Annotated in this window: 26 protein-coding genes; 11 read left to right on the top strand and 15 right to left on the bottom strand. The window is 68.0% G+C overall.

From position 1 onward, the window contains the following. The coding region (locus A8M77_RS13555; protein WP_238136821.1) for a Fe-Mn family superoxide dismutase at window positions 1–114 on the top strand (114 nt) is incomplete at its 5' end. Window positions 115–175: 61 nt separating this feature from the next. Here the strand turns inward: A8M77_RS13555 and A8M77_RS13560 are convergent. Further along, entirely contained in the window at window positions 176–625 is a 450-nt protein-coding gene (locus A8M77_RS13560; protein WP_086922036.1) for a DUF192 domain-containing protein, read from the bottom strand. A 188-nt stretch (window positions 626–813) separates the two neighbouring features. Next, complete coding sequence (locus tag A8M77_RS13565; protein WP_086922037.1) at window positions 814–1,131, bottom strand: hypothetical protein; 318 nt, start codon at window positions 1,129–1,131, stop codon at window positions 814–816. 194 nt (window positions 1,132–1,325) lie between these two features. On the opposite strand from A8M77_RS13565, the gene icd reads away from it, so the two are divergent. The 6 genes from icd (at window position 1,326) to A8M77_RS13595 (ending at window position 8,914) form a co-directional block, all read left to right on the top strand. Further along, window positions 1,326–2,585, top strand: coding sequence for an NADP-dependent isocitrate dehydrogenase (gene icd / locus A8M77_RS13570; RefSeq protein WP_086922038.1), 1,260 nt, complete (start codon window positions 1,326–1,328; stop codon window positions 2,583–2,585). A gap of 229 nt (window positions 2,586–2,814) precedes the next feature. Next, on the top strand, window positions 2,815–3,174 hold the full coding sequence (clpS, locus tag A8M77_RS13575) for an ATP-dependent Clp protease adapter ClpS (protein WP_086922039.1): 360 nt from the start codon (window positions 2,815–2,817) through the stop codon (window positions 3,172–3,174). 54 nt (window positions 3,175–3,228) lie between these two features. Next, entirely contained in the window at window positions 3,229–5,547 is a 2,319-nt protein-coding gene (clpA, locus tag A8M77_RS13580; protein WP_086922040.1) for an ATP-dependent Clp protease ATP-binding subunit ClpA, read from the top strand. Between the two features lie 77 nt (window positions 5,548–5,624). After that, window positions 5,625–7,082, top strand: coding sequence for a cardiolipin synthase (gene cls, locus A8M77_RS13585; RefSeq protein ID WP_086922041.1), 1,458 nt, complete (start codon window positions 5,625–5,627; stop codon window positions 7,080–7,082). Window positions 7,083–7,138: 56 nt separating this feature from the next. Then, entirely contained in the window at window positions 7,139–8,581 is a 1,443-nt protein-coding gene (sbcB, locus tag A8M77_RS13590) for an exodeoxyribonuclease I (protein ID WP_192871605.1), read from the top strand. 36 nt (window positions 8,582–8,617) lie between these two features. Continuing rightward, window positions 8,618–8,914 carry a putative quinol monooxygenase gene (locus A8M77_RS13595; RefSeq protein ID WP_086922042.1) on the top strand — a complete coding sequence of 99 codons (297 nt, stop codon included), beginning with the start codon at window positions 8,618–8,620 and terminating at the stop codon, window positions 8,912–8,914. Between the two features lie 21 nt (window positions 8,915–8,935). On the opposite strand, the gene A8M77_RS13600 is transcribed toward A8M77_RS13595, so the two are convergent. The 12 genes from A8M77_RS13600 to A8M77_RS13655 form a co-directional block, all read right to left on the bottom strand. Continuing rightward, on the bottom strand, window positions 8,936–10,216 hold the full coding sequence (locus A8M77_RS13600) for an amidohydrolase family protein (protein ID WP_086922043.1): 1,281 nt from the start codon (window positions 10,214–10,216) through the stop codon (window positions 8,936–8,938). 4 nt (window positions 10,217–10,220) lie between these two features. Next, window positions 10,221–11,141 carry an ABC transporter permease gene (locus A8M77_RS13605; RefSeq protein WP_086922044.1) on the bottom strand — a complete coding sequence of 307 codons (921 nt, stop codon included), beginning with the start codon at window positions 11,139–11,141 and terminating at the stop codon, window positions 10,221–10,223. Beyond that, window positions 11,132–12,193 carry an ABC transporter permease gene (locus A8M77_RS13610; RefSeq protein ID WP_192871611.1) on the bottom strand — a complete coding sequence of 354 codons (1,062 nt, stop codon included), beginning with the start codon at window positions 12,191–12,193 and terminating at the stop codon, window positions 11,132–11,134. Before A8M77_RS13610 ends, A8M77_RS13605 begins: the two co-directional genes overlap by 10 nt. Next, window positions 12,193–13,752: an ABC transporter ATP-binding protein gene (locus A8M77_RS13615; RefSeq protein ID WP_086922046.1), complete on the bottom strand. Its 1,560-nt coding sequence runs from the start codon at window positions 13,750–13,752 to the stop codon at window positions 12,193–12,195. Before A8M77_RS13615 ends, A8M77_RS13610 begins: the two co-directional genes overlap by 1 nt. Window positions 13,753–13,815: 63 nt before the next feature. Beyond that, window positions 13,816–14,820 (bottom strand): BMP family protein, encoded by a 1,005-nt coding sequence (locus A8M77_RS13620; protein ID WP_086922047.1) that lies wholly within the window; start codon window positions 14,818–14,820, stop codon window positions 13,816–13,818. Window positions 14,821–14,848: 28 nt separating this feature from the next. After that, window positions 14,849–15,478, bottom strand: a complete 630-nt coding sequence (gene upp, locus A8M77_RS13625; protein WP_086922048.1) for a uracil phosphoribosyltransferase — start codon at window positions 15,476–15,478, stop codon at window positions 14,849–14,851. A gap of 36 nt (window positions 15,479–15,514) precedes the next feature. After that, window positions 15,515–16,924 carry a URC4/urg3 family protein gene (locus A8M77_RS13630; protein ID WP_086922049.1) on the bottom strand — a complete coding sequence of 470 codons (1,410 nt, stop codon included), beginning with the start codon at window positions 16,922–16,924 and terminating at the stop codon, window positions 15,515–15,517. After that, window positions 16,921–18,243 (bottom strand): GTP cyclohydrolase II, encoded by a 1,323-nt coding sequence (locus tag A8M77_RS13635; protein WP_086922050.1) that lies wholly within the window; start codon window positions 18,241–18,243, stop codon window positions 16,921–16,923. The genes A8M77_RS13630 and A8M77_RS13635 overlap by 4 nt, the downstream gene beginning before the upstream one ends. A 77-nt stretch (window positions 18,244–18,320) precedes the next feature. After that, window positions 18,321–18,806 (bottom strand): DoxX family protein, encoded by a 486-nt coding sequence (locus A8M77_RS13640; protein ID WP_086922051.1) that lies wholly within the window; start codon window positions 18,804–18,806, stop codon window positions 18,321–18,323. Next, entirely contained in the window at window positions 18,803–19,570 is a 768-nt protein-coding gene (locus A8M77_RS13645; RefSeq protein ID WP_086922052.1) for an HvfC/BufC N-terminal domain-containing protein, read from the bottom strand. The genes A8M77_RS13640 and A8M77_RS13645 overlap by 4 nt, the downstream gene beginning before the upstream one ends. Further along, window positions 19,567–20,439, bottom strand: a complete 873-nt coding sequence (bufB, locus tag A8M77_RS13650; RefSeq protein WP_443271168.1) for an MNIO family bufferin maturase — start codon at window positions 20,437–20,439, stop codon at window positions 19,567–19,569. The genes A8M77_RS13645 and bufB overlap by 4 nt, the downstream gene beginning before the upstream one ends. Further along, window positions 20,439–20,729, bottom strand: coding sequence for a BufA1 family periplasmic bufferin-type metallophore (locus A8M77_RS13655; RefSeq protein ID WP_086922053.1), 291 nt, complete (start codon window positions 20,727–20,729; stop codon window positions 20,439–20,441). Before A8M77_RS13655 ends, bufB begins: the two co-directional genes overlap by 1 nt. 157 nt (window positions 20,730–20,886) lie before the next feature. On the opposite strand from A8M77_RS13655, the gene A8M77_RS13660 reads away from it, so the two are divergent. Together A8M77_RS13660 and A8M77_RS13665 are read left to right on the top strand one after the other, a co-directional pair. Next, the gene (locus A8M77_RS13660; protein ID WP_192871606.1) at window positions 20,887–21,459 is read left to right on the top strand and encodes a sigma-70 family RNA polymerase sigma factor; all 573 of its coding nucleotides are present in this window, start codon (window positions 20,887–20,889) and stop codon (window positions 21,457–21,459) included. Further along, window positions 21,456–22,097 carry a DUF1109 domain-containing protein gene (locus A8M77_RS13665; RefSeq protein WP_086922054.1) on the top strand — a complete coding sequence of 214 codons (642 nt, stop codon included), beginning with the start codon at window positions 21,456–21,458 and terminating at the stop codon, window positions 22,095–22,097. Before A8M77_RS13660 ends, A8M77_RS13665 begins: the two co-directional genes overlap by 4 nt. A gap of 37 nt (window positions 22,098–22,134) precedes the next feature. On the opposite strand, the gene A8M77_RS13670 is transcribed toward A8M77_RS13665, so the two are convergent. Continuing rightward, window positions 22,135–23,655 (bottom strand): helicase HerA-like domain-containing protein, encoded by a 1,521-nt coding sequence (locus A8M77_RS13670; protein WP_086922055.1) that lies wholly within the window; start codon window positions 23,653–23,655, stop codon window positions 22,135–22,137. Window positions 23,656–23,756: 101 nt separating this feature from the next. Here A8M77_RS13670 and A8M77_RS13675 point away from each other — a divergent pair, with 101 nt between their 5' ends. Both A8M77_RS13675 and A8M77_RS13680 read left to right on the top strand, forming a co-directional pair. After that, window positions 23,757–24,065 (top strand): phosphopantetheine-binding protein, encoded by a 309-nt coding sequence (locus A8M77_RS13675; protein ID WP_238136817.1) that lies wholly within the window; start codon window positions 23,757–23,759, stop codon window positions 24,063–24,065. A gap of 3 nt (window positions 24,066–24,068) precedes the next feature. After that, the gene (locus A8M77_RS13680; RefSeq protein ID WP_086922057.1) at window positions 24,069–24,710 is read left to right on the top strand and encodes a hypothetical protein; all 642 of its coding nucleotides are present in this window, start codon (window positions 24,069–24,071) and stop codon (window positions 24,708–24,710) included. The last annotated feature ends 1 nt before the right edge of the window (window position 24,711 follow it).

Consider the following 24,711-nt stretch of genomic DNA (forward strand, 5'->3'; position numbering starts at 1 on the left):
GACGTCTGGGAGCACGCCTACTACATCGACTACCGCAACCTGCGCCCGAAGTTCGTGGAGACCTTCCTGGCCAAGCTGGTGAACTGGGACTTTGCCCAGAAGAACTTCGGCTGACCGGTCGCAGCATGAAAAAAGCCGACCTGCGGGCCGGCTTTTTTCATGGGAAAGAGGGAGTTCAGCGCCTGTTTGCGAACAGCTCTCCGCCGAGCTTGGCGCCCTTTTTGATGTTCTTGCGGGTGAACCAGCCCTGGTTCATTTCGAGCACGAAGCGAACCGGCTCCTCCGAGCAATGGGAGTCGTCGGTCATTGGCTTCATGTCCGCCAGATTGACGATGCGACCATCGTCGGCCACGAAGGCGGCGGTCAGCGGCAGCAGGGTGTTGCGCATCCAGAAGCACTGGGTAGCCGGCTGCCCGAAGACGAAGATCATGCCTTCGGTCTGCGGCATTTCCTTGCGGAACATGAGCCCGATCTGGTGTTGCTCGGGCGTTTGGGCTACCTGAGCATCGATCTGGTACATGCCGGCCGTCAGTTTCACCCGCGGCAACTGGGTCTGAGGTTCCTGGGCATGGGCGCAAGCCAATGAGGCCGACAGTGCGAGCAGGGCGAGAAGACGCTGGAACATGAAGACGGTTTTCCGAACGCGGACGACGAGAAAGAAATAGGGATGCCCGCTGCTGCTGCGGGTACGCCAATGACCGATATGCCGCAAAGCTTACATCCTAGAAAGCTGTCGTCGACCGGTCACGGTAAATTCCGGTAGACGAAAAAAAAGCGCTCCAGAGGAACGCTTTTTTTGCGTGGCGGCCCAGCTTACTGGGGCGTGCCGCCTTGAACCGGCACCGGCTTCTTGCCGCCGCCCTTGGCCGGACGACGTGCGTCGCGCGAGTCACGGCGAGCCTGGGCAGCCTTGTCGGCGCCGGTCTTCGTCACGCCGCCGCTGCCTTCTGCCACGTTCTTTTGGTCACCGGCAGCTTCCTTCACCTGGCCGGCCGGACGCGCGGCCTTGCGCGCCTCGGCGCGGTCAGCTGCCTTGCCCTGGCCCTGCGGGTTGATTTCGGCGGGTTGGGTCTGAGCGAACGCGGCAGCGGCGAACAGGCCGGCAATCATCACTGCGAGAACTTTCTTCATTACGGATTCCTCTTGTGGAGATGGTTTGAAAATGCCTCCCGGCCAGCAGAAGGTCAGCCAACAACGAGGGCTTCAGGGCCACGGTTGACAGAACCCTCGGGCTCCTCCGGTTGCATCTAAAATTCTACGGCTATTCAGCCGGCTGGAAACATAGTGTCTTCCTGCCTTCAAATCACCCCGGAGTTCCCGCTCTCATGTCCAGCTATCAGCACATCAAAGTCCCGACCGAAGGGCAGAAGATCACGGTCAATGCCGACAATTCCCTGAACGTGCCGGACCAGCCGATCATTCCCTTCATCGAGGGTGACGGCACAGGCCTCGACATCACGCCCGTGATGATCAAGGTGGTGGACGCGGCGGTGGCCAAGACCTACGGCGGCAGGAAGAAGATCCAATGGATGGAGGTCTACGCCGGCGAGAAGTCGACCAAGGTGTACGGCCCGGACGTCTGGCTGCCAGAGGAGACGCTGCACGCGGTGCGCGAGTACGTGGTGTCGATCAAGGGCCCGCTCACCACCCCGGTCGGCGGCGGCATCCGTTCGCTGAACGTCGCACTGCGGCAGGAGCTTGACCTGTACGTTTGCCTGCGCCCCATCCAGTATTTCGAAGGCGTTCCCAGCCCGGTGAAGGAGCCGCAGAAGACCAACATGGTGATCTTCCGCGAGAACTCGGAAGACATCTATGCCGGCATCGAGTTCGAGGCCGAGAGCGACAAGGCCAAGAAGCTCATCAAGTTCCTGCAGGACGAGTTCGGCGTCAAGAAGATCCGCTTCCCCAATACCTCCGGCATCGGCATCAAGCCGGTTTCGCGCGAGGGCACCGAGCGCCTGGTGCGCAAGGCGATCCAGTACGCGATCGACAACGACAAGCCCAGCGTGACGCTTGTGCACAAGGGCAACATCATGAAGTTCACCGAAGGCGGCTTCCGTGATTGGGGCTACGGGCTGGCCGCCCGCGAGTTCGGGGCCGAGCTGATCGACGGCGGCCCGTGGATGAAGTTCAAGAATCCGAAGACCGGCAAGGACATCACGATCAAGGACTCGATCGCCGATGCTTTCCTGCAACAGATCCTGCTGCGCCCGGCCGAATACAGCGTGATCGCCACCCTGAACTTGAACGGCGATTACGTCTCGGACGCCCTGGCCGCCCAGGTCGGCGGGATCGGGATCGCCCCGGGCGCCAACCTGAGCGACACGGTCGCCATGTTCGAGGCGACCCACGGCACGGCGCCCAAGTACGCCGGCAAGGACTACGTCAATCCCGGCTCCGAAATACTCTCGGCCGAGATGATGCTACGCCACATGGGCTGGACCGAGGCCGCCGACCTGATCATCAGTTCGATGGAAAAGTCCATCGTCAGCAAGAAGGTGACCTACGACTTCGCCCGCCTGATGGACGGGGCCACTCAAGTGAGCTGCTCGGGGTTCGGCCAAGTCATGATCGACAACATGTGAGGCGGTCTGCCAAGCGTCTGACGGCGCTTCCTCCGCCAAGCCCCGGTTCCACAAGGCGCCGGGGCTTTTTTTCCGTAACGGGAGGCGCAAAATCGAACGGCGGGGCACGCTGCTTGCATGTGCGCCTGCGGCGCCTTTGTGCGGTCGCCGTCTTGAATGTCACAAAGCTGCCACCAGTTGTCCGAGCACGGCCACTGCAAGCGGCGGTCGGCTCGATAAAATGAAATTCATGGCTACGAAAATCCCCTCGACTCCGCCCACGCCGCCGGCCGTGAAGCCGGGGCGGGATGACGGCGATGCGGTCGTGATCGAGCGGCGCCCGCAGAAAACCGCGCCGCCGCAGATGTATCAGGTGGTGATGCTGAACGACGACTACACGCCCATGGAATTCGTGGTGGTCGTGATCCAGGAGTTCTTCAACAAAGACCGGGAAACCGCCACCCAGATCATGCTCAAGATCCATCTCGACGGGCGAGGCGTCTGCGGCGTTTATTCACGCGACATGGCAGCCACGAAGGTCAATCAGGTGATGGAGGCGGCCCACCAGGCGGGGCACCCTCTGCAGTGCGTCAGTGAACCGGTTGAATAAATCGCGCTCCAACCCATCTGAGAATTTATTTACAGCAAAGCCAAAGGAAATCACATGATTGCCCAGGAACTGGAAGTCAGCTTGCACATGGCTTTTGTGGAAGCCAGGCAGCAACGGCACGAGTTCATCACGGTAGAGCATCTCTTGCTCGCTTTGCTGGACAACCCGAGCGCCGCCGAAGTTCTGCGCGCCTGCTCGGCCAACGTCGACGACCTGCGCGCGTCGCTCACCAACTTCATCAAGGACAACACGCCCCAGGTGGCGGGAACCGACGACGTGGACACCCAGCCCACGCTCGGCTTCCAGCGCGTGATCCAGCGCGCCATCATGCATGTGCAGTCCACCGGCAACGGCAAGAAGGAAGTCACCGGCGCGAACGTTCTGGTCGCGATCTTCGGCGAGAAGGACTCCCACGCCGTCTACTACCTGCACCAGCAGGGCGTGACCCGCCTGGACGTGGTGAACTTCATCGCCCACGGCATCAAGAAGAGCGACCCCCCGGAAGCGGCCAAGAGCAGCGGCGAATCCGCATCCGAGGGCGAAGAGGGCGGCGGCGAGAAGAACGAGAAGTCCTCCCCGCTCGAGCAGTTTACCCAGAACCTCAACCAGATGGCCAAGGACGGCAAGATCGATCCGCTGATCGGCCGCGAGTACGAGGTCGAGCGCGTGATCCAGATCCTGTGCCGCCGGCGCAAGAACAATCCGCTGCTGGTGGGCGAGGCCGGCGTCGGAAAGACGGCGATCGCCGAAGGCCTGGCTTGGCGCATCACGCAGGGTGATGTGCCGGAGATCCTGGCCGAATCCTTCGTGTACTCGCTCGACATGGGCGCGCTGCTGGCCGGCACCAAGTACCGCGGCGACTTCGAGCAGCGCCTGAAGGGCGTTCTCAAGTCCCTCAAGGACAAGCCGAACGCGATCCTCTTCATCGACGAGATCCACACGCTGATCGGCGCCGGCGCCGCCTCGGGCGGCACGCTGGACGCATCGAACCTGCTGAAGCCCGCGCTGTCCAGCGGCCAGCTCAAGTGCATCGGCGCCACCACCTTCACCGAGTACCGCGGCATCTTCGAGAAGGATGCGGCCCTGTCGCGTCGCTTCCAGAAGGTCGATGTGGTCGAGCCGACGGTGCAGGAGACAGTCGACATCCTCAAGGGCCTGAAGTCGCGCTTCGAGGAGCACCATGGCGTGAAGTACGGCCCTGCGGCGCTGCAGGCCGCAGCCGAGCTCAGCGCCAAGTACATCAACGACCGCCACCTGCCCGACAAGGCCATCGACGTGATCGACGAGGCCGGCGCGTCGCAGCGCATCCTGCCTGCGAACAAGCGCAAGAAGACCATCGGCAAGAGCGAAGTCGAGGAAATCGTCGCGAAGATAGCGCGCATTCCCCCGGCCAACGTGTCGAACGACGACCGCGGCAAGCTGCAGAACATCGAGCGCGACCTCAAGAGCGTGGTGTTCGGCCAGGACAAGGCGCTTGAGGTACTGGCCTCGTCCGTCAAGATGGCGCGTTCGGGCCTCGGCCGGGACGACAAGCCGATCGGTTCGTTCCTGTTCAGCGGTCCCACCGGCGTCGGCAAGACCGAGGCGGCGAAGCAGCTGGCCTACATCATGGGCATCGAGCTGATCCGCTTCGACATGTCCGAGTACATGGAGCGCCATGCGGTGAGCCGCCTGATCGGCGCGCCGCCCGGCTACGTCGGCTTCGACCAGGGTGGCCTCCTGACCGAGGCGATCACGAAGAAGCCGCACGCGGTGCTCCTGCTCGACGAGATCGAGAAGGCGCATCCGGACATCTTCAACGTCCTGCTGCAGGTGATGGACCATGGCACGCTGACGGACAACAACGGTCGCAAGGCCGACTTCCGCAACGTGATCATCGTCATGACGACCAACGCGGGCGCCGAGACGATGAACAAGTCGACCATCGGCTTCACCAATCCGCGCCAGGCCGGCGACGAGATGGGCGACATCAAGCGCCTGTTCACGCCGGAGTTCCGCAACCGCCTGGACGCGATCGTGAGCTTCAAGTCGCTGGACGAGCAGATCATCCTCCGCGTGGTCGACAAGTTCCTGCTGCAGCTGGAGACGCAACTGGCCGAGAAGAAGGTGGACGTCACGTTCACCGACGTCCTGCGCAAGCACCTGGCGAAGAAGGGCTTCGATCCGCTGATGGGCGCGCGGCCGATGCAGCGCCTGATCCAGGACACGATCCGCCGCGCCCTGGCCGACGAGTTGCTGTTCGGACGCCTGCAGGACGGCGGCCGTCTGACGGTGGACCTCGACGACAAGGAAGAGGTGCAGCTGGACATCCAGCCCCTGCCGAAGAAGGAAGGGCGTTCCAAGCCCGAAGCGGAAGAGGCCGCCACGGGCTGACCCGCAGGCTGCAAGCTTCTTCACGCCAGGCCGGTAGCATTCGCGCTACCGGCCTTTTTCTTTGACCCCCCTTTCCCTTGATCCTCCCCGAGCTCAGCCACGAATGGAAGACCGGCCTCTCCCTCGCCTGGAGTGGCTACATCGCGGTGCTTTCCGTCTGGATCGTGATGCAGAAGCGAGCGCCGGTCTCGACGATGAGCTGGATCCTCTCGCTCGCGTTGCTGCCTTTCGCGGGTTTCCTCATCTACTACTTCCTCGGGCCGCAGCGGCTGAAGAAGCAGCGTCTCAAGCGGCTGCGCAGCCGCGCCATCGCCCAAGCGCCTGCCGACGTGGCCAGCTTGCGCGAGGCGGCCGAACGGGCGCCGCCCGCGCTGCGGCAGATGGCCGCGCTCGGCACGGCCGCCTGCGGTCTGCCGGTGTCGACCGCGACGTCCGCGGTGCTGCTGTCCGGCGGCGCCTCCACCTTCGATGCCATCTTCGAGGCGATCCGCCGGGCGCGTGATCACATCCACCTCGAGTACTACATCTTCGAGCCCGACAGGACGGGCACCGCACTGCGCGACCTGCTCATCGAGCGTGCCCGCGAGGGCGTCACGGTGCGCCTGCTGCTGGACGCGCTGGGTTCCAAGCGCATCGGCCGCCGTTTCATGGCACCCATGCTGGCGGCCGGTATCGAGGTGGCGCTGTTCCACGACACCCGCATCGGCCGGCGGCTGCGGCCGGTCACCAACTACCGCACCCACCGCAAGATCGTGGTGTGCGATGGCCGCATCGGCTTCACCGGCGGCGTCAACATCACGGACGAGGAAGACCGCCGGATCCGCCCCGATGCCTACCATGACGCCCACCTTCGCATCGAGGGCAGCGCCGTGCGCTGGCTGCAGACCACTTTCCTCGAGGACTGGACCTACGCCACCGGCGAGGCCCCGCGCCGCCTCAACGAGACCCTCGACGCCCTGCTGCCGCGCCTGCCGGCGCACGAGAGCGCCGGCGACATTCCCGTGCAGATCGTCACCAGCGGCCCCGACAGCGCCCTCGAGGCCATCCATCGCGTGCACGTCGCGGCCATCCACTCGGCGTCGCAGCGCGCGTGGCTTACCACGCCGTATTTCGTCCCGGGCGAGCCGGCCCTGATGGCGCTGACCAGCGCGGCGCTGCGCGGCGTCGACGTGCGTCTGCTGGTGCCTCGCCGCAGCGACTCGCTGATCGTGAGCGCCGCGGCGCGTTCCTACTACGACGAGCTGATGGCGGCCGGCGTCAAGATCTGGGAGTACAAGGCGCGCATGCTGCACTCCAAGACGCTGGTGGTGGACGACCATTGCGCGATGATCGGCACCGCCAACTTCGACAACCGCAGCTTCCGGCTCAACTTCGAGGTGTGCGCGGTGATCTACGGCCCGGCACTCGCCCGGCCGCTTGCAGCCCAGTTCGAGACCGACCTGCAAAGCGCCGCGCAGGTGCGGCACCCGCGGCGCCAGCCCTTCGTGCGCCGGCTCGGCGATGCCACGGCGCGCCTGTTCTCGCCGCTGCTCTAGGATCGGGCGGCCTGCACCAACGAACGCAAAAAAGGAAAAGGGAGGAAAGCACTCTGATGATCCAGCAAACATTTCTCTGGCACGACTACGAAACCTTCGGCGCCGTGCCGCGCCGCGACCGGCCCGCGCAGTTCGCCGCCATCCGCACCGACGCCGAGCTCAACGAGATCGGCGAGCCGCTGATGATCTACTGCAAGCCCGCGCCGGACTACCTGCCGAGCCCGGAGGCGTGCCTCATCACCGGCATCACGCCCCAGCTGTGCCTGGAGCGCGGCTTGCCCGAGCACGAGTTTGCCGCGCGGATCGAGGCGGCCTTCTCCCAGCCCGGCACCATCGGCGTGGGCTACAACACGATCCGCTTCGACGACGAGGTGACGCGCTTCCTGTTCTGGCGCAACCTCATCGATCCTTACGCGCGCGAGTGGCAGAACGACTGCGGCCGCTGGGACCTGCTCGACGTGGTGCGCCTGTGCTATGCGCTGCGGCCCGACGGCATCGAGTGGCCGAAGAAGGAGGACGGCACCCAGAGCTTCAAGCTCGAGGACCTGGCGCGTGCCAACGGCCTGCTGCACGAATCGGCCCACGATGCCCTGTCCGACGTGCGCGCAACCATCGCGCTGGCGCGCTTGATCCGCACGCGCCAGCCCAGGCTTTTCGACTTCGCGCTGGGCCTGCACAAGAAAGACCGCGTCGCCAGCGAGCTGGGCCTGCCGGCCACGCGCGAGTCGGCACGGCCCTTCCTGCACGTCTCCGGCATGTTCCCGGCCGAGCGCGGCTGCCTGGCCGTGATGTGGCCGCTGGCGAGCCATCCCACCAACAAGAACGAGCTGCTCGCCTGGGACTTGGCGCACGACCCCAGCGAGCTGCGCGACCTCGACGTGGCCACGCTGCGCCTGCGCCTGTTCACGCGCACGGCCGATCTGCCGGAGGGCGTGCTGCGCCTGCCGGTGAAGGGCGTGCACCTCAACAAGTCGCCGATGGTCGTCGGCAACCTCAAGACCCTGGCGCCGGCGATGGCCGCACGATGGCGCATCGACGTCGAGCAGGCGATGCGCCATGCCGAGCTGGCCGCCGCCTTGCCTGACATGAGCGCGATCTGGCCGCAGGTCTACGAGCGGCCGCGCGAAGCGACGCCCGATGTCGACGAAGACCTCTACGGCGGCTTCGTCGGCAATGGCGACCGCCGCCGGCTCACGCAGCTGCGCGCCCTGTCGCCGGACGAGCTGGCGCGCTCGCGTACCGGCTTCGACGATCCTCGGCTGGAGGAACTGGTGTTCCGCTACCGCGCACGCAATTTTTCCGACACACTCGAGGCCGCGGATGCCGAGCGCTGGGAGGCGCACCGTGCCGCGCGTCTGCTCGAAGGCGAGGGCGGGGCGCGCAACGTGGACCAGCTCTTCGCCGAGATCGATGCCCTGGCCGAAACGGCCGACGAGCGCGGCGAGGAAATCCTGGGCGCGCTCTACGAATACGCGGAGGCGATCGCGCCCACCGCCTGAGGAAAGGAGGCATCCATGCCTGTTGGAGGAGACCCCATGATTCTCGTGACCGGAGACATCGTCGCCAGACCAGATACGCTGGACCGGGTGCTCGCCCTGAGCCTGGAGCACGTGCGCCGCTCGCGTGCGGAACCCGGCTGCATCTCGCATGCGGTGCACCGGGACGAGGAGAACGCGCTGCGCCTCGTCTTCGTCGAGCAGTGGAGCGATCGCACGGCGCTGCTCGCGCATTTCGCCGTGCCGGCCTCGCGCGCTTTCGCCAAGGCCGTCGGTGGCCTGGCGGCGCAGGCGCCGACTCTGCAGATCTACGACGCCCAGCCAGTTCAGCTTTGAGCGGACGCGGTTGCGTTTCGCTCAGCGCTGAGGCGGCATCCAGCTCGTCGACGCAGGCCGGCCTGCCAGCTGCAGCGTGGCCGTGGCCGCCGGTGTCTCGGCAAGCAGCCGGCCCTGGCGCCAGACCTTGAGCCGCGGCGCGCGCAGCCGGATCGCCTCGACCGGATCGCGCGCCTGCAGCAGCACGAAGCTGGCGTCACAGCCGGCCTCCAGCCCGTAGCCCTGCAGCCCGAAGACCTTCGCCGCATTCACCGTCACCGCGTCGAAGCACTGGCGCATGCCTTGCTGGCTGGTCATCTGCGCCACGTGCAGCCCCATGTGCGCGACCTCCAGCATGTCGCCCGAGCCCATGCCGTACCACGGGTCCATCACGCAGTCGTGGCCGAAGGCGACGTTCACGTCTTGCGCCATCAGCTCCGGCACGCGCGTCATGCCGCGTCGCTTGGGATAGCTGTCGTGGCGCCCCTGCAGCGTGATGTTGATCAGCGGGTTGGCCACCACGCTCACGCCGGCCTCGGCAATGAGCGGCAGCAGCTTGCTGACGTAGTAGTTGTCCATCGAATGCATGGAGGTGCAGTGCGAGCCGGTCGCGCGCCCCTGCAGCCCGAGGCGCTGCGCCTCGAAGGCCAGCGTCTCGATGTGGCGCGAGAGCGGGTCGTCCGACTCGTCGCAGTGCATGTCCACCGGGAGGCCGCGCTCGGCGGCCAGCTCGCACAGCAGCTTGACGCTGGCGGCGCCGTCGGCCATGGTGCGCTCGAAATGAGGGATGCCGCCGACCACGTCCACACCCTTGTCGAGGGCGCGCTTCAGGTTGTCGACGCCGCCCTTCGTGCGAAGCACGCCATCCTGCGGGAAGGCGACCAGCTGCAGCGTGAGGTAGGGCGCCACGCGCTTCTTCACCTCGAGCAGCGCATCGACCGCCAGCAGGCTCGGATCGCTGGTGTCGACGTGGCTGCGGATGGCCAGCAGCCCCTTGGCCACCGCCCAGTCGCAGTAGGCCAGCGCGCGCTCGACCAATGCCTCGGCCGTCAGCAGCGGCTTGAGTTCACCCCACAGCGCGATGCCTTCGAGCAGCGTGCCGCTCTGGTTGACGCGCGGCAGGCCGTAGCTCAGTGTGGCGTCCATGTGGAAATGCGGATCGACGAAATGCGGTGCGACCAGCAGTCCGCCGGCGTCCACCTTGTCCTTCGCGGGCGCGTCGAGTCCGGCCGTGACTTCGGCGATGCGGCCATCCTGCACCGCGATCGACATCCCGCTGCGGCCATCGGGCAAGGCGGCGTCGTGAATCAGTAGATCGAGCATGGCTTCAGCGTTCTCCCTTGCGGTAGGGCTTCATGAGGGCCTGCGGATAGCCGGCCTTGCGCGCCACCAGCACCAGCGCCACGATCGACAGCACGTAGGGCAGCATCAGGTAGAGCTGGTAGGGCAGCAGCGCGTCGCCCGATTGTTGCAGCCGCAGCTGCAGCGCGTCGAAGAAGGCGAACAGCAGGGCGCCCAGGAGGGCCTTGCCCGGCCGCCAGGAGGCGAACACCACCAGTGCGACGCAGATCCAGCCGCGGCCGTTGACCATGTTGAAGAAGAAGGCGTTGAAGGCAGAGAGCGTGAGGAAGGAGCCCGCCACGCCCATCAGCGCCGACCCGGCGACGATCGCGCCGGTGCGCACCGCCGCCACCGATGCGCCCTGGCCCTCGGCCGCCTGCGGGTTCTCGCCCACCATGCGCAGCGTCAGGCCCAGCGGCGTGCGGTAGAGCAGGTAGGCGAGCAGCGGCACCAGCAGCAGCGCCAGCAGCGTGAGCGGCGTCTGGGCACTGAGCACCGGGACGGGCAGCCAGTCCATCGGGGCGAAAGGCGTCACCGTCGGCGGCGTGTTGACCTTGGGGAAGCTCACGCGGTAGCCGTAGTAGCTCAGCGCCGTCGCCAGCAGCGTGATGCCCAGGCCCGACACATGCTGCGACAGCGCCAGCCCCACGGTGAGCAGTGCATGCAGCAGCCCGAAGACCGCGCCCGTCAACGCCGCCACCGCCACGCCTGCCCACAGCGGCGCACCTGCGTACACCGCGAGCCAGCCGGCGAAGGCGCCCGCGACCATGATGCCCTCGATGCCCAGGTTCAGCACGCCCGCACGCTCGCACAGCAGTACGCCCAGGGTGCCGAAGACCAGCGGCGTGGCGATGCGCAGCACCGCGACCCAGAAGGCCTGGTTGGAGAGGATGTCGGCTATCTCCATCGCACTCTGTACTGGGTGAGAAGGGTGGCCACCAGCACGGCGATCAGCGAGGCGGCCACGATCACGTCCGCGATGTAGGTGGGCACGCCGATGGCGCGGCTCATGGTGTCGGCCCCCACCTGCACGCCGGCCACGAACACCCCAGCGGCCAGCACGCCCAGCGGATGCAGCGCCGCGAGCATCGCGATCACGATGCCGCTGTAGCCGTAGCCCGGCGACATGTCCAGCGTGACGTAGCTGGTGCGGCCGGCGACCTCGATGGCGCCGGCCAGCCCTGCGAGCGCACCCGAGATCAGCGCCACCAGCACCACCGTGCGCGTGACCGGTACGCCGGCGAAGGCTGCGGCGCGCGCATTGGCCCCCAGTGCGCGGATGTCGAAGCCGATCACGGTGTACTTGAAGAGCACCCAGGCCAGCACCGCCAGCACCGCGGCCCACAGCAGCCCCGTGTGGACGCGGGTCTGCGCCACCAGCCGTCCGAGTTCCAGCTCGGACTGCAGCGACACGCTCTGCGGCCAGCCCATCGCGGCCGGGTCCTTCATTGGCCCGTCGAGCAGGGCCGAGACGCCCAGCAGCACGATGAAGTTGATCAGCAGCGTGGTGACCACCTCGTCCACGCCCAGCCGGTTCTTCATCAGCGCCGGCCCGAGCAGCAGCAGGGCGCCGACGCAGGCCGCGGCCGCCATCATCAGCGGGAACAGCAGCCAGGGTGGCAGTGCGAAGCCGGCGCCGCCATGCAGCCCGCCCACCGCCACCGCGGCCAGCGCACCGCCGTAGAACTGTCCCTCGGCGCCGATGTTGAAGAGCCGGGCCTTGAAGGCGACGGTGGCGGCCAGTCCGGTGAGGATCAGTGGCGTGGCGCGCGTCAGCGTCTCGCTCCAGGCGAAGAGCGAGCCGAAGCCGCCCTGCAGCAGCAGGACGTAGGTGCGGCCCACCGGCGCGCCGGCCCACAGCACCAGCAGCGCGCTGACCAGCAGCGTGAAGCCGACCGCGCCCACGGGTGCCAGCAGCAGTGCCGCGCGCGAGGTCGCGTGGCGGCGCTCCAGCCGCATCATGTGGCGCTCCCCGCCATGGCCAGGCCGATGGCCTCGCGCGTCCAGGACGACGCCGGCCGCGGTTCGCCCAGCCGGCCGCCGTGCATGACTGCCACCCGGTCGCCGAGGGCCAGCACCTCGTCCAGGTCGTCGGAGATCAGCAGCACCGCGGCGCCCGCATCGCGCGCCGCGATCAACTGCTGCTGCACGTAGGCGACCGCACCGATGTCCAGCCCCCAGGTCGGCTGGTGCGCGACGATCAGGCGCGCCGCCTTGTGCTTTGCGCCTTCCGGCGCCAGCAGTGCACGCCCCAGGATCAGCTTCTGCATGTTGCCGCCCGAGAGCGAGCGCGCCGGTGCCTCCAGCCCGGCGCCGCGCACGTCGAAGGCCTTCTCGATGCGCCGCGCGTGGGCGCGGGCGGCCGCGCGCCGCACCCACAGCCAGCGCGAGAAGGCCGAGTGGCGCAATCGTTCCGACACCGCGTTCTCCCACACCGCCAGGTCGCCCACCACGCCGACCGCGTGCCGGTCTTCCGGGATGCGCGCCACGCCGCGCTGCACCAGCCGCGCGGGCGCGGCGGAGAGGGGGCGTCCCATCAGTTGCGCCGTGCCCGCCGTCGCTCGGCGGGTGCCGCTCAGCAGCTCCGCCAACGCCACCTGGCCGTTGCCCGAGACGCCGGCCACCGCCATGATCTCGCCGGCGCGCAGGGTGAGCGAAACGTCGTGCAGCCGGTCATGCCCGCCGCCCCCGGTGCGCACGTGGTCGAGCACGCACACGGCATCGCCTACCTGCCGCGCCGGCGTGCGCGTGACGCCTTGCACCGCATGGCCGACCATCCACAGTGCAAGCTGCGCTGCGGTGGTCTCTCGCGTGGGCGCCTCGGCCACCAGGCGGCCGCCGCGCAGCACGGCCACGCGGTGCGAGACGCGCAGCACCTCGTCCAGCTTGTGGCTGATGAAGATGATCGAGAGGCCCTGGGCCACCATCTGCGCCAGGGTGCCGAACAGCGCCTCGCTCTCCTGCGGCGTCAGCACCGCGGTCGGCTCGTCCAGGATCAGGATGCGTGCGCCGCGGTAGAGCGCCTTGAGGATCTCCGCCCGCTGCCGCTCGCCCACCGAGAGGCTGCCCACGCGCGCGTCGGGCTGCACCGGCAGGCCGAAGCGCTGCGAGACCTCCAGCAGCTTTGCCCGCGCCGCCGAGCGCCGCGAGAAGGGCTGCCACAGCGGCTCGGTGCCCATCATCACGTTGTCCAGCACGCTCAGGTTGTCGGCCAGCGTGAAATGCTGGTGCACCATGCCGATGCCCGCCGCCAGCGCCGCCTTGGGCAGCCCGGGCGCCAGCGGCCGGCCGAACACCTCGATCTCGCCTTCGTCGGCCACGTAGTGGCCGAACAGGATCGACATCAGCGTGGACTTGCCCGCGCCGTTCTCGCCCAGCAGGGCAAGCACCTCGCCGGCGCCGAGTTCGAGCGAGATCGCATCGTTGGCAACCAGCGCGCCGAAGCGCTTGGTGATGCCGCGCAGCCGAAGGGCGGGGGTGAGGGCGCCGGGCGCTTGCTGGAGGCGCGCCTCATCCACCGCCCGCTGCCCTCACCCCAACCCTCTCCCGGAGGGAGAGGGAGCAGAAGCGCCTCATCGTGCCTACTTGGCCGTCGACTTGGGTTGGCCGTCGTCCACCTTGACCGTGAACTTGCCCGAGAGGATCTCCGCCTCCCTGGCCTTGACTTTGGCCACGACCTCGGCCGGCACCTTCTTCTCGAAGCTGCCCAGCGGCGCGAGCTCGGAGCCTTTGTGCTTCATGTGCGAGTAGACGCCGTAGTCCTCGGCGGTGAACTTGCCTTCCTTCACCAGTTTGATCGCGCGGTCGGCCGAGGGCTCGAAGTTCCACAGGGCAGACGCCACCACCGTGTCCGGGTACTTGTCCTGCGTGTTGATCACATTGCCGATGGCGAGCTTGCCGCGTTCCTTGGCCGCGTCGCTCACGCCGAAGCGCTCCGCGTACATCACGTCCGCGCCCTTGTCGATCATCGCGAAGGCGGCTTCCTTGGCCTTGGGCGGGTCGAACCAGCTGTTGATGAAGCTCACGCTGAACTCCACCTTGGGGTTGGTCTCCTTCGCGCCGGCCATGAAGGCGTTCATCAGCCGGTTGACCTCGGGAATGGGAAAGCCGCCGACCATGCCGATCCTGTTGGTCTTGGTCATGCCGCCGGCCACCATGCCGGACAGGTAGGCCGGCTCCTGGATGTAGTTGTCGAAGACCGAGAAGTTGGGCGCCTGGGGCTTGAGCGAGGAGCCCATCAGGAAGGCCGTCTTCGGGAAGTCCTTGGCCACCTTGCGCGCGGCCGCCTCGACGCCGAAGACCTCGCCCAGGATCAGTTGGTTGCCGGCCTGTGCGTACTCGCGCATCACGCGCTCGTAGTCCGCGTTGGCGACGTTCTCGGTGGCCTTGTACTCGATCTCGCCACGCGCCTCTGCCGCCTTCAGCGCCTTGTGGATGCGGCCCACCCATTGCTGCTCGAAGGGCACGGTGTAGACCGCCGCCACCTTGAGCTTGGCCTGCGCGAGCGCGAAGCCGGGCGCGCCGGCCGCAGCGAGCGCAGCGGCGACGGCGATGGAGCGGGCGATCAGGTGGCGGCGTAGGGGCACGGACTTCTCCTCGTTGGTTGGACGTTGTTTACTTGGTTCCGAATATGCGGTCACCCGCGTCGCCCAGCCCGGGCAGGATGTAGCCGTGGCTGTTGAGCTCGCGGTCGATGGCCGCGGTGTAGATGGGCACGTCGGGGTGCGCGGCCTGCATGGTGCGGATGCCCTCGGGGCAGGTCAGCAGGCAGACGAACTTGATCGACTTCGGGTTCAGCTCCTTGAGCCGCTCCACTGCCGCGACGGCGGAGTTGCCGGTGGCGAGCATCGGGTCCACGACGATGCAGTCGCGTTCGCCCATCTCGCCGGGCATCTTGAAGTAGTACTCGACCGCGGTCAGCGTCTTGGGGTCGCGGTACAGGCCGATGTGGCCCACGCGCGCACCGGGCACCACGCTGAGCATGCCGTCGAGGATGCCCGTGCCGGCGCGCAGGATGGAGACCAGCACCACCTTCTTGCCGTCGATCACCTTGGCGTTCATGGTCTCCAGCGGCGTCTCGATCTCGATGTCCTGCATCGCCATGTCGCGCGTGACCTCGTAGGCCATCAGCATGCTGATTTCGTTGAGGAGGCGCCGGAAGCTGTTGGTGCTGGCCTCCTTGCGGCGCATCAGCGTGAGCTTGTGCTGGACGAGGGGATGGTCGACGAGGTGGACGTTGCTCATGGAAGGTCTTCTTGGCGTTGCGAAAGAAAGCAGAGTCTAGAAGACCGTGCCGTCGCTCTCGATGCGCAAGGGTGGCGTTCCGCCACGCAAGCGTTGTGCCAGCGCGCGGCCGGCGGCCCAGGTGCCGCCCTCCAGCACGCGGGCGAGCGGCAGTTCCTCCTCGCTGCGGCCCAGCACCTGGCGCACCCGCGGCGCGAGCTCGTCGAGCAGGGCGATGGTCAGGGCCCGCCATTCGACGATGAACTCGTCGCCCACCGTCCAGAGGCGCTCCAGCAGCGCCGGGTCGCGGGGCACGATCACGCCGCTGTCGAGCAGCAGGCCGCCGTTGCGGTACTCGGGCAGGGCCGTGAGGGCATCGAGGTGCCGTACCTTGACGCCGGCCCATTCGAAGGGCTCGATCAGCGAATAGGTGAGCCACTGCGAGAGCTTGTGGAAGGGCATCCAGCCGTTGGTGAGGCCGGGCCCGCGCACCGCGCCGTGGCGCCAGCAGTCGCCCAGTGCCAGCGCGGCGTCGTCCGGCGCGATGCCGCCGATCGCGTCGCCGGAGCGCGTGCCGCTGCTGTCGATCACGTTGGCGGCCGGCCAGATGCGGGACAGCGATTCCAGCAACAGCGAGAGGATGTCGTGTGCGGTGGTCTCGGCCGTCGGCGGCGCGGCCGGGCCGAAGGGGCTGACCAGCGCGTCGAAGATGCCACCGGGCCGGCCGTCCTCGCCGAAGGTCCCGGGCTGCTCGCTCATCGCTTCGCCCAGGCGCCGCAGCAGGGTCGCGCGGCCGGTCAGACCCACGAGCTGATTCATGTCGTTCACCTGGAAGGCATCGCCCAGGCGGTCCGTCACCAGCCCGCGCAGCCCGACGGCATCGACCTGCAGCGGGCGCTCGGGGTTGGAGGAGAACAGGCCGCCGGTGAAGGCATGGAAGCTGGCCACGCCCAGGCCCTCGGAGCGGCCGAAGCGCTTGCCGGTGGCCGGCTCGGTGTAGTGCCAGCAGGGGCCGGCGCCCGCGTCGAGCAGCACGCTCACCACCGCCAGGTCGATGTGGGCGCGGGCGCGCTGGGTCGGGTTCAGGTCGCCCAGCAGGCGATTGAGTTCCTGCAGCCGGTCCACGCCGCCCGCCTCGAAGTGGCGCCAGCGGCTGTGGTAGGGGATGGCGTGCTTCGGATAGCGCTCGCGCGTCACGTCGGCCACCGTGCGCGCCATCGCGTCGAAGGCGGCTTCGTCGCCGATGGTGAACCACTGCGACTCGCCGCGCCGCGCGCGCGCCAGCAGCGCATCCGCGCGGATGCGGATGGCGCGCGTGGTGCGCAGGAAGGCGGCGGCGCCGGCGGGGCGGCTCGTGTCCGGGGCGAACTCCAGCGCCGGGTCGACATGGCCATCCGCGTCCGCATGGCGCACCGCGGCGTTGGCGGTGGGGCGATCGGGATCGAGTCCGTAGTTGTTCTTGGTCATGAGTCCAGTGTCCTTCCCTTGGCCTTCTTGAGTTCCTCGGCATCGGGGACGACGCCGGGCGTGAAGTAGCCGGCCGCCATCTTGGCGTCCATCTCCACGCGCGCGTCGGCCGGGATCAGCTCGTCGGGGATGTTGATGCGCTCGCCGATCTCGATGCCCGAACCGACGATGGCGTCGAACTTCATGTTGCTCATCGACACGAGCCGATGGATCTTGCGGATGCCCAGCCAATGGAAGACGTCGGGCATCAGCTCCTGGAAGCGCATGTCCTGCACGCCGGCCACGCATTCGGTGCGGGCGAAGTACTGGTCGGCCGTGTCGCCGCCAACCTGGCGCTTGCGCGCGTTGTAGACCAGGAATTTGGTCACCTCGCCGAGCGCCCGGCCTTCCTTGCGGGAGTAGGCGATCAGGCCCACGCCACCGCGCTGCGCACCGCGGATGCATTCCTCGATCGCGTGCGTGAGGTAGGGCCGGCAGGTGCAGATGTCGGAGCCGAACACGTCGGAGCCGTTGCATTCGTCGTGGATGCGCGCGGTGAGCTCGACCTCCGGGTTGGCCAGGTCGCGCGGGTTGCCGAAGATGTAGAGGGTCTGGCCGCCGATCGGCGGCAGGAACACCTCGAGATCGGAGCGCGTCACCAGTTCGGGGTACATGCCGCCCGTCTCCTCGAAGAGCACGCGGCGCAGGTCGGTCTCGGAGCAGCCGAAGCGGCGCGCCACCTCGGGCAGGTACCACACGGGCTCGACCGCGGCCTTGGTGACCATGGCCGCGCCGCCGGGCGTGAGGAACTTGCCGTCGGCCTGGAGCCGGCCCTTCTGCAGCCCCTCGATCACCTCGGGCAGGATCACGTGCGCCTTGGTCACCGCGATCGTGGGGCGGATGTCGTAGCCCGCGGCCAGTTCGGCGGCGAAGGCATCTGCCACCACCGCGCCCCAGGGGTCGAGCGAGACGATGCGGCCCGGCTCGCCCCATTGCGGATAGGGTCCGATCACATCGGTCGGCGCGGTGTTGGTCAGGTCGGCCTTGTGCTCGCGCTTGAGGGCACCGGCCGCCACGGCCAGCGCGCGGTACACGCTGTAGGAGCCGCTGTGCGTGCCGATCACGTTGCGGTGGGCGCGCTTGGTGGTGGTGCCCACCACCGGTCCGCGCTCGGCCGCGGTGGGCGCGCCCCATTGGATCGGCAGGGCGCCGAAGCCGCCCGCATGCGAGGTCAGGCGGATGTGTGAGCGCTGCGGGGCGCTCGGCGCGGAAGAGGAGGGCTCGGAGGAAGTCGGGGGAAGGGTCGGTGTGGAAGGAGTCGGAACGGCGTCAACGGACATTGCAGGCCCTCAAAAAACACAATGTAGCGAGGGCTTCCGTGGCTGGCAAGCCACGGGTGCAACGGCCGGCGCGGGCTTCAGCGAAGGCGCAGCAGGCGGTCCAGCGAGAGGCTGCCCGCGCCGCGGCCGGCCAGGTACAGCAGCAAGGCGGCCCACGACAGGTGCGTGGGCCAGGCATCGGGGTAGACGAAGACCTGGATCACCAGCGTCATGCCCAGCAGGGCCAGCGCCGAGAAGCGCGTGGCCAGGCCCAGCACCAGCAGCACCGGGAACAGGTGCTCGGCGTAGGCCGCCAGGTGGGCCGCGATCTCCGGCGGCACGAGCGGCAGCTTGTATTCGGTGCGGAACAGCTCGTAGGCGCCCGGCGTCAGCATGAGGAAGCCTTCGACCTTGGTGCGGCCCGAGAGAAAGAAGATCGCCGCGATGCTCAGGCGGGAGGCGAGCGCCAGCAGGTCGTGCGAGACCAGCCGCGAGAGCAGGTCGGCGGCGTGGGTCCACCTGGCGCGCAGGCCATGCGCAGGCGTGTCGGCGAGGGCGGACGAGGTGGCGGGATGGGCGCTCATGATGATCCTTTGGCTGGATGGTCGGTGGTGGTGGTGAAGGCTCCGGCGCGCAGCAATGCAGCGAGCAGGGCCGCGAGGTCGGCATCGGCGTCGATTGCCAATGCGCATTCGGCCGCTTCGCCCAGCGGCCGGCCGGCCGCACAGGCGTCGAGGAAGGTGCAGGCGGCGTGGTCGATGGCCTGCCAGGCCACGCTGTCGAAGGGACGCGTGAGCAGGGCGCCTTCACCCTGCCAAACCAACTCCGCGTTCTCCTGACCGTCGGTGCGGTTGCGTGCCCAGATGCTGTAGATCGGCTGCTGGTCGAACCAGGCCCAGCGCGCCGCCGGATGGGGGCGCAGCACCAGCGCCGCGATCTGCTCGGGGGCATGGCGTGCGAGCCACGCCGTGTCGAGCGCAGGTGCATCCTCGGCCGCATGGGCCTCGCGCCAGAGCGCATCGAGGCAAGCGACGCCGCCGAGATAGCCCAGCTCGGCAGCGGGTTCGAAGTCTTGCAGGAAGCCGGCAAAGTCCTCGCCATAGCCAAGCAGCCGGCCGTCGCGCGGCGGGTGGGCCGCGACGTGAATCGCCGCAGCGGCGCGGAACCACTCGCTGCCCACCAGCCGGGCCACGGCCGGGAAGTTGGCTTCCAGCGCATCGATGCAGCCCTTCATCACGGTGTTGCGGTAGACCGCGAAGGCGGGCTGGGCCGCGAGGCGCTGCACTGCGGGGTTGTCTGCCGCGTCCGGTGCGAAGAGGGCGCGTGCAAATGCGTCCTGAAAGCTCATGCTGCAGCCTCCTGCTCTTCGGCGGGCGCAGCCAGCGCGGCATCGGCCACGGCACGCTCGCGCATCAGTTCCTCGAAGGCCGGCACCTGGCCGTCGCGTTCGATCAATGTGGGTCGCGCGCCGGCCCGGTCGACGAAGCGCCGGTACAGGCGCCAGACCTCGGGCGCTACCTGCGCGTCGTGGGAGTCGATCAAGAGCTTCGCGCCCAGGGCCGGGTCCTGCGAATGCCCCGCCAGGTGGATCTCGCTGACCGCTGAGGCCGGAAAGCGGTCCAGCCAGGCCTCGGCCGAGTAGCCCAGGTTGCAGGCCGACACGTGCACGTTGTTGATGTCCAGCAGCAGCGTGCAGCCGGTGCGGCAGACGAGTTCGGCCAGGAAGTCGATCTCGTCCCAGGTGTGACCATCGAAGCGCAGGTAGTGCGACGGGTTCTCGATGGCGATGGGCCTTCCCAGTACATCCTGCGTGCGGCCGATGTGGGCGGCGATGCGGCGCAGCGCCTCCGTCGTTCGGGCAAAGGGCAGCAGGTCGGGCAGGTAGCGGCCGTTCCACGCCGACCAGGCCAGGTGCTCGGAAACGAGCGCCGGCTCGATGCGCCGCTCCAGCGCCGCCAGTCGTTCCAGCTGCCCGGCATCGGGCGGCGCCTCCCCCGCAAGCGAGAGCGAGACGCCGTGCAGCGAGACCGGATGGTGCCTGCGCACCGCCTCCAGCCAAGCCAGCCGGGGACCGCCTGCCACCATGTAGTTCTCGGGATGCACCTCGAACCACAGGCCGTCAGCCCGTGCCGACAGCGCCGCGTCGTAGTGCTCCGGTTTGAGGCCGAGGCCGGCCCCGAGCGCAGGGAAGGACATGGTGACAGGCGTCGCGCGCATCAGGACTTGATGGGCGTCAGCGAGCCCATGCCCTTGGGCGTCTTGATCGCCGCGCAGGTGCCGGCCGGCACGTTCTTCCAGGCATTGCCCTGGTAGTCCATCTTCGAAGTGCCGGCGCAGGTGGTGCCGGGGCCCGCGGCGCAGTCGTTCTTGCCTGCCATCGAGACGCCGTAGCATTTCTCCATCGCTGGCATCTTGTCGGCCATGGGCTTGCTGTCCTGCGCCATGGCGGAGCCGGCGGCGAGGGCGCCCAGGGCGAGGGCGGTGATGGCGAGGGGACGTGTGATCATGGAAAGTGCTCCAGTGGTTGAGTGAAAGTTGCAACCGCGCCGCTGGTGCGCGGTCGTCTCTACTTCGCGGCCGGCGCGGGAGCCGTTACAGCACGCGGCACAATCCGCCGGATTTCTTTTTTTGTCGTGGCTGTAACCGGCGCGGGCCGAAGCGCGAATGACCCATGGGAGCAAGATGGCAAGGAACGATGCGGAAGCGGTGCTGCACGACCTGTTCGTGCGCGGCCTGGGCGGCGATGCCGTGGCCTATCGCGACTTCCTGCAGAAGCTCAGCGCGCACCTGCGCGCCTATCTGGCCCGGCGCCTGTTCGGCTGGCCGGACGAAGTGGAAGACCTTGTCCAGGAGTGCCTGCTCGCGATGCACAACCAGCGCCACACCTACCAGAGCGACCAGCCGCTGACGGCCTGGGTGCATGCCATCGCGCGCTACAAGATGATCGACCTGCTGCGCGCGAAGTCCGGGCGCGAGGCGCTCCACGATCCGCTCGACGACGACCTGGCCGTGTTCGCCGACTCCGCCACCGAGGCCAGCGATGCCAGGCGTGACCTGTCGGGGCTTCTCGAGACCTTGCCCGACCGGCATCGGCTGCCGATCGTGCACGTCAAGCTGGAGGGGCTGTCGGTGGCCGAGACGGCGAAGCTCACGGGCATGTCGGAATCGGCGGTGAAGGTGGGCATCCACCGCGGGCTCAAGGCCCTGGCGCTGAAGATCGGAAAGACCTCATCATGAAGACAGACGAACTCGTGGCCCTGCTGGCCGCGCAAGCGGAACCCGTGCAGCGGCATGCCGCTGCGCGCCGCTTCGCGATCGCCCTCGCGCTCGGCGTGCCCCTGGCGATCGCGGTGATGGCCATCGAATACGGTGTGCGGCGCGACCTGCTGCAGACCCTGTTCTGGCCGATGTTCTGGATGAAGCTGGTATTCCCGGTCTGCGTGGCGATCGCCGGTTTCGTGATCGTGCAGCGGCTGGCGCGCCCCGGCGTGCGGGTGCGCAGGGCCTGGTTGGGGCTGGCGGTGCCGGTGCTGCTGGTTTGGGCGATCGGGCTGGCCAGCTGGCTGGCGGCACCGGCCGAGGATCGTGCGGCCATGGTCTGGGGCCAGACCTGGCGCAGCTGCGTCTTCAATATCTCGGTGATCACGCTGCCCGTGTTCATCGCCTCGCTGGCGGCATTGAAGAGCCTCGCGCCGACGCAGCCGGCGCTTGCCGGCGCGGCCGCGGGCGTCATGTCCGCGGGAGCGGGCGCCGCGGTCTATGCGCTGCATTGCCCGGAACTGGCCGCGCCCTTCCTGGGGATCTGGTACGTGCTGGGGATGGCGCTGCCGGCGGTAGCGGGCGCGCTCATCGGGCATCAGTTGCTGCGGTGGTGAGCGAGGCAGGGCGCCGCAGCGTCGCCCGCCGCCGTCCTCAGCGACGCGACTTCGCCCCGAAGATCCCTCCCAGCACCCCCCGCAGGATCTCCTTGCCCACCTGCGTTCCCATGGTCCGCATCGCCGACTTGGCCATGGTCTGGGCCAGTCCATCGCGCTTGCCGCCGCGCGGCCCAGTCGAGCCGAACAGGATCTCGTTGAGGCTGCCCATCACGCCGCCCGATTCGGCCGGCGCTGCGGCGCCGGGTTTCCCGGCAGATGCAGGAGGCGCATCCGGCGCCGTCTCGGCCCGCCCCTTGAGCTTCTCGTAGGCCGACTCCCGGTCCACCGCCTTCTCGTACACGCCGGCCACCAGCGAGTTCGCCATCAGCGCCTGCCGCTGTGCCGGGGTGATCGGGCCGATCTGGCTGCCCGGCGGCAGCACATAGACGCGCTCGGTGATGCTGGGACGGCCCTTCGGGTCGAGGAAGCTGACCAGCGCCTCACCCACCGCCAGCTCGGTGATCGCGGCCTCGATGTCCAGGCCCGGCTTCTGCCGCATCGTGGTGGCCGTGGCCTTGACCGCCTTCTGGTCGCGCGGCGTGAAGGCGCGCAGCGCGTGCTGCACGCGGTTGCCCAGCTGGGCGAGCACGCTGTCCGGGATGTCGAGCGGGTTCTGCGTGACGAAGAACACCCCCACGCCCTTGGAACGCACCAGGCGCACCACGAGTTCGATGCGCTCGACCAGGGCCTTGGGCGCCTCGTTGAAGAGCAGGTGCGCCTCGTCGAAGAAGAAGACCAGCTTGGGCTGGTCCGGGTCACCGATCTCGGGCAACTGCTCGAACAGCTCCGACAGCAACCACAGCAGGAAGGTGGCGTACAGGCGCGGCGAATTCATCAGCTTGTCGGCCGCCAGGATGTTGACCACGCCCTTGCCGCCCTCGGTCTGCATGAAGTCCGAGATGTTGAGCATGGGCTCGCCGAAAAACCTGTCGCCACCCTGGGTCTCGATGGCGAGCAGCCCGCGCTGGATCGCACCCACGCTGGCGGCGCTGATGTTGCCGTACTCGGTGGTGAACTGGCTGGCGTTCTCGCCCACATGCTGCAGCATGGCGCGCAGGTCCTTCAGGTCCAGCAGCAGCAGGCCGTTGTCGTCGGCAATCTTGAACACCAGGTTCAGCACGCCGGACTGGGTCTCGTTGAGGTTGAGCATGCGGCCCAGGAGCAGGGGGCCCATGTCGGAGATGGTGGCGCGCACCGGGTGGCCCTGTTCGCCGAACACGTCCCACAGCGTGACGGGGCAGGCCAGCGGCGGGGGCAGGTCGAGGCCGCGCTCCTTCAGCGTGGCGGCCATCTTGTCGCCGATGTGGCCCTGCTGGCTGGCGCCGGTCAGGTCGCCCTTGACGTCGGCCATGAAGACCGGCACGCCGATGGACGATAGTTTCTCGGCGATGGTCTGCAGCGTGACGGTCTTGCCCGTGCCGGTGGCGCCGGTGATCAGGCCGTGGCGATTGGCCAGGCCCGGCAGCAGGTTGCATTCGATGGTGTCGTGGCGGGCAATCAGAAGGGGGTCGGCCATGGGTGCTCCCGGTCATTGGACTCAGGCGCAGTCTATCCAAGGGCGGCTCCTATAATTCCGACCCCGTGCGATAGTTCATCAAAAGTTCCCCGGAGTTGCTCTTGTCATCAGCCCAGTCTTCCCCTTCCGCCGTCGGCGATGCGCCCGAACAGTCCGCCCTGGAGAACGAGCTGGCCGTGCTTCTGGTCGAATCGCTGAACCTGGAGATCGCGCCCGCCGAGATCGTGCCCACGGCACCGCTCTACGGCGAAGGCCTGGGGCTCGATTCGATCGACATCCTGGAAGTCGCGCTCGAGGTCTCGCGCAAGTACGGTTTCCAGCTGCGTTCGGACGACGAGCGCAACCAGCAGATCTTCCAGTCGCTGCGCAGTCTCGCAGCCCACGTCGCCCAGAACCGCGGCGACTCCTGATCCATGTCTCGATGGCGCATGGCGCTCCTGCTGCTCGCGGGGGTGGGCTATGCCGGGATTTCCCATTGGATGATGCTCTTCCATGCCGCCGAGCCCTGGGCGGTGGGGGTGCTGCTCGGGCCGCTGTGGCTGACCGCGCTCGGCCTGGCGGGTAGCCGCTTCGGAACGCCCGGCCTGGCGGTGGCCGGGCTGGCCGGCGTGCTGGGCTTCGCGCTCGTGCTGCGGGGCGAGGCCGGCGATCCCAACCGGCTGTACATGCTCCAGCACGTGGGCATCAACGCGCTCTTGTGCGGCTGGTTCGGCGGCACGCTGCGGCGCGACCGGCTCTCGCTGATCGGCCAGTTCGCGCAGCGCATCCATCCGCTGTCGCCCACGATGCACGACTACACCCGCCGCGTGACCTGGGTGTGGACCGCGTACTTCGCGCTGATCGCCCTGGCATCGGTGGTGGTCTACGCGACCCTGCCCTTCGCAGCCTGGTCGGTGCTGGCGAACCTGCTGACGCCCCTGATGGTCGGCATCCTCTTCGTGGGCGAGTATCTGCTGCGCTACCGTCTGCATCCCGAATTCGAGCGCACCCGGCTGATCGATACAGTGCGCGCCTTCTACAGCGCACCGACCGACCGACCGGCAGCGCGGCAATGAA

The organism is Variovorax sp. JS1663, assembly GCF_002157355.1.
GTDB lineage: Bacteria > Pseudomonadota > Gammaproteobacteria > Burkholderiales > Burkholderiaceae_C > Variovorax.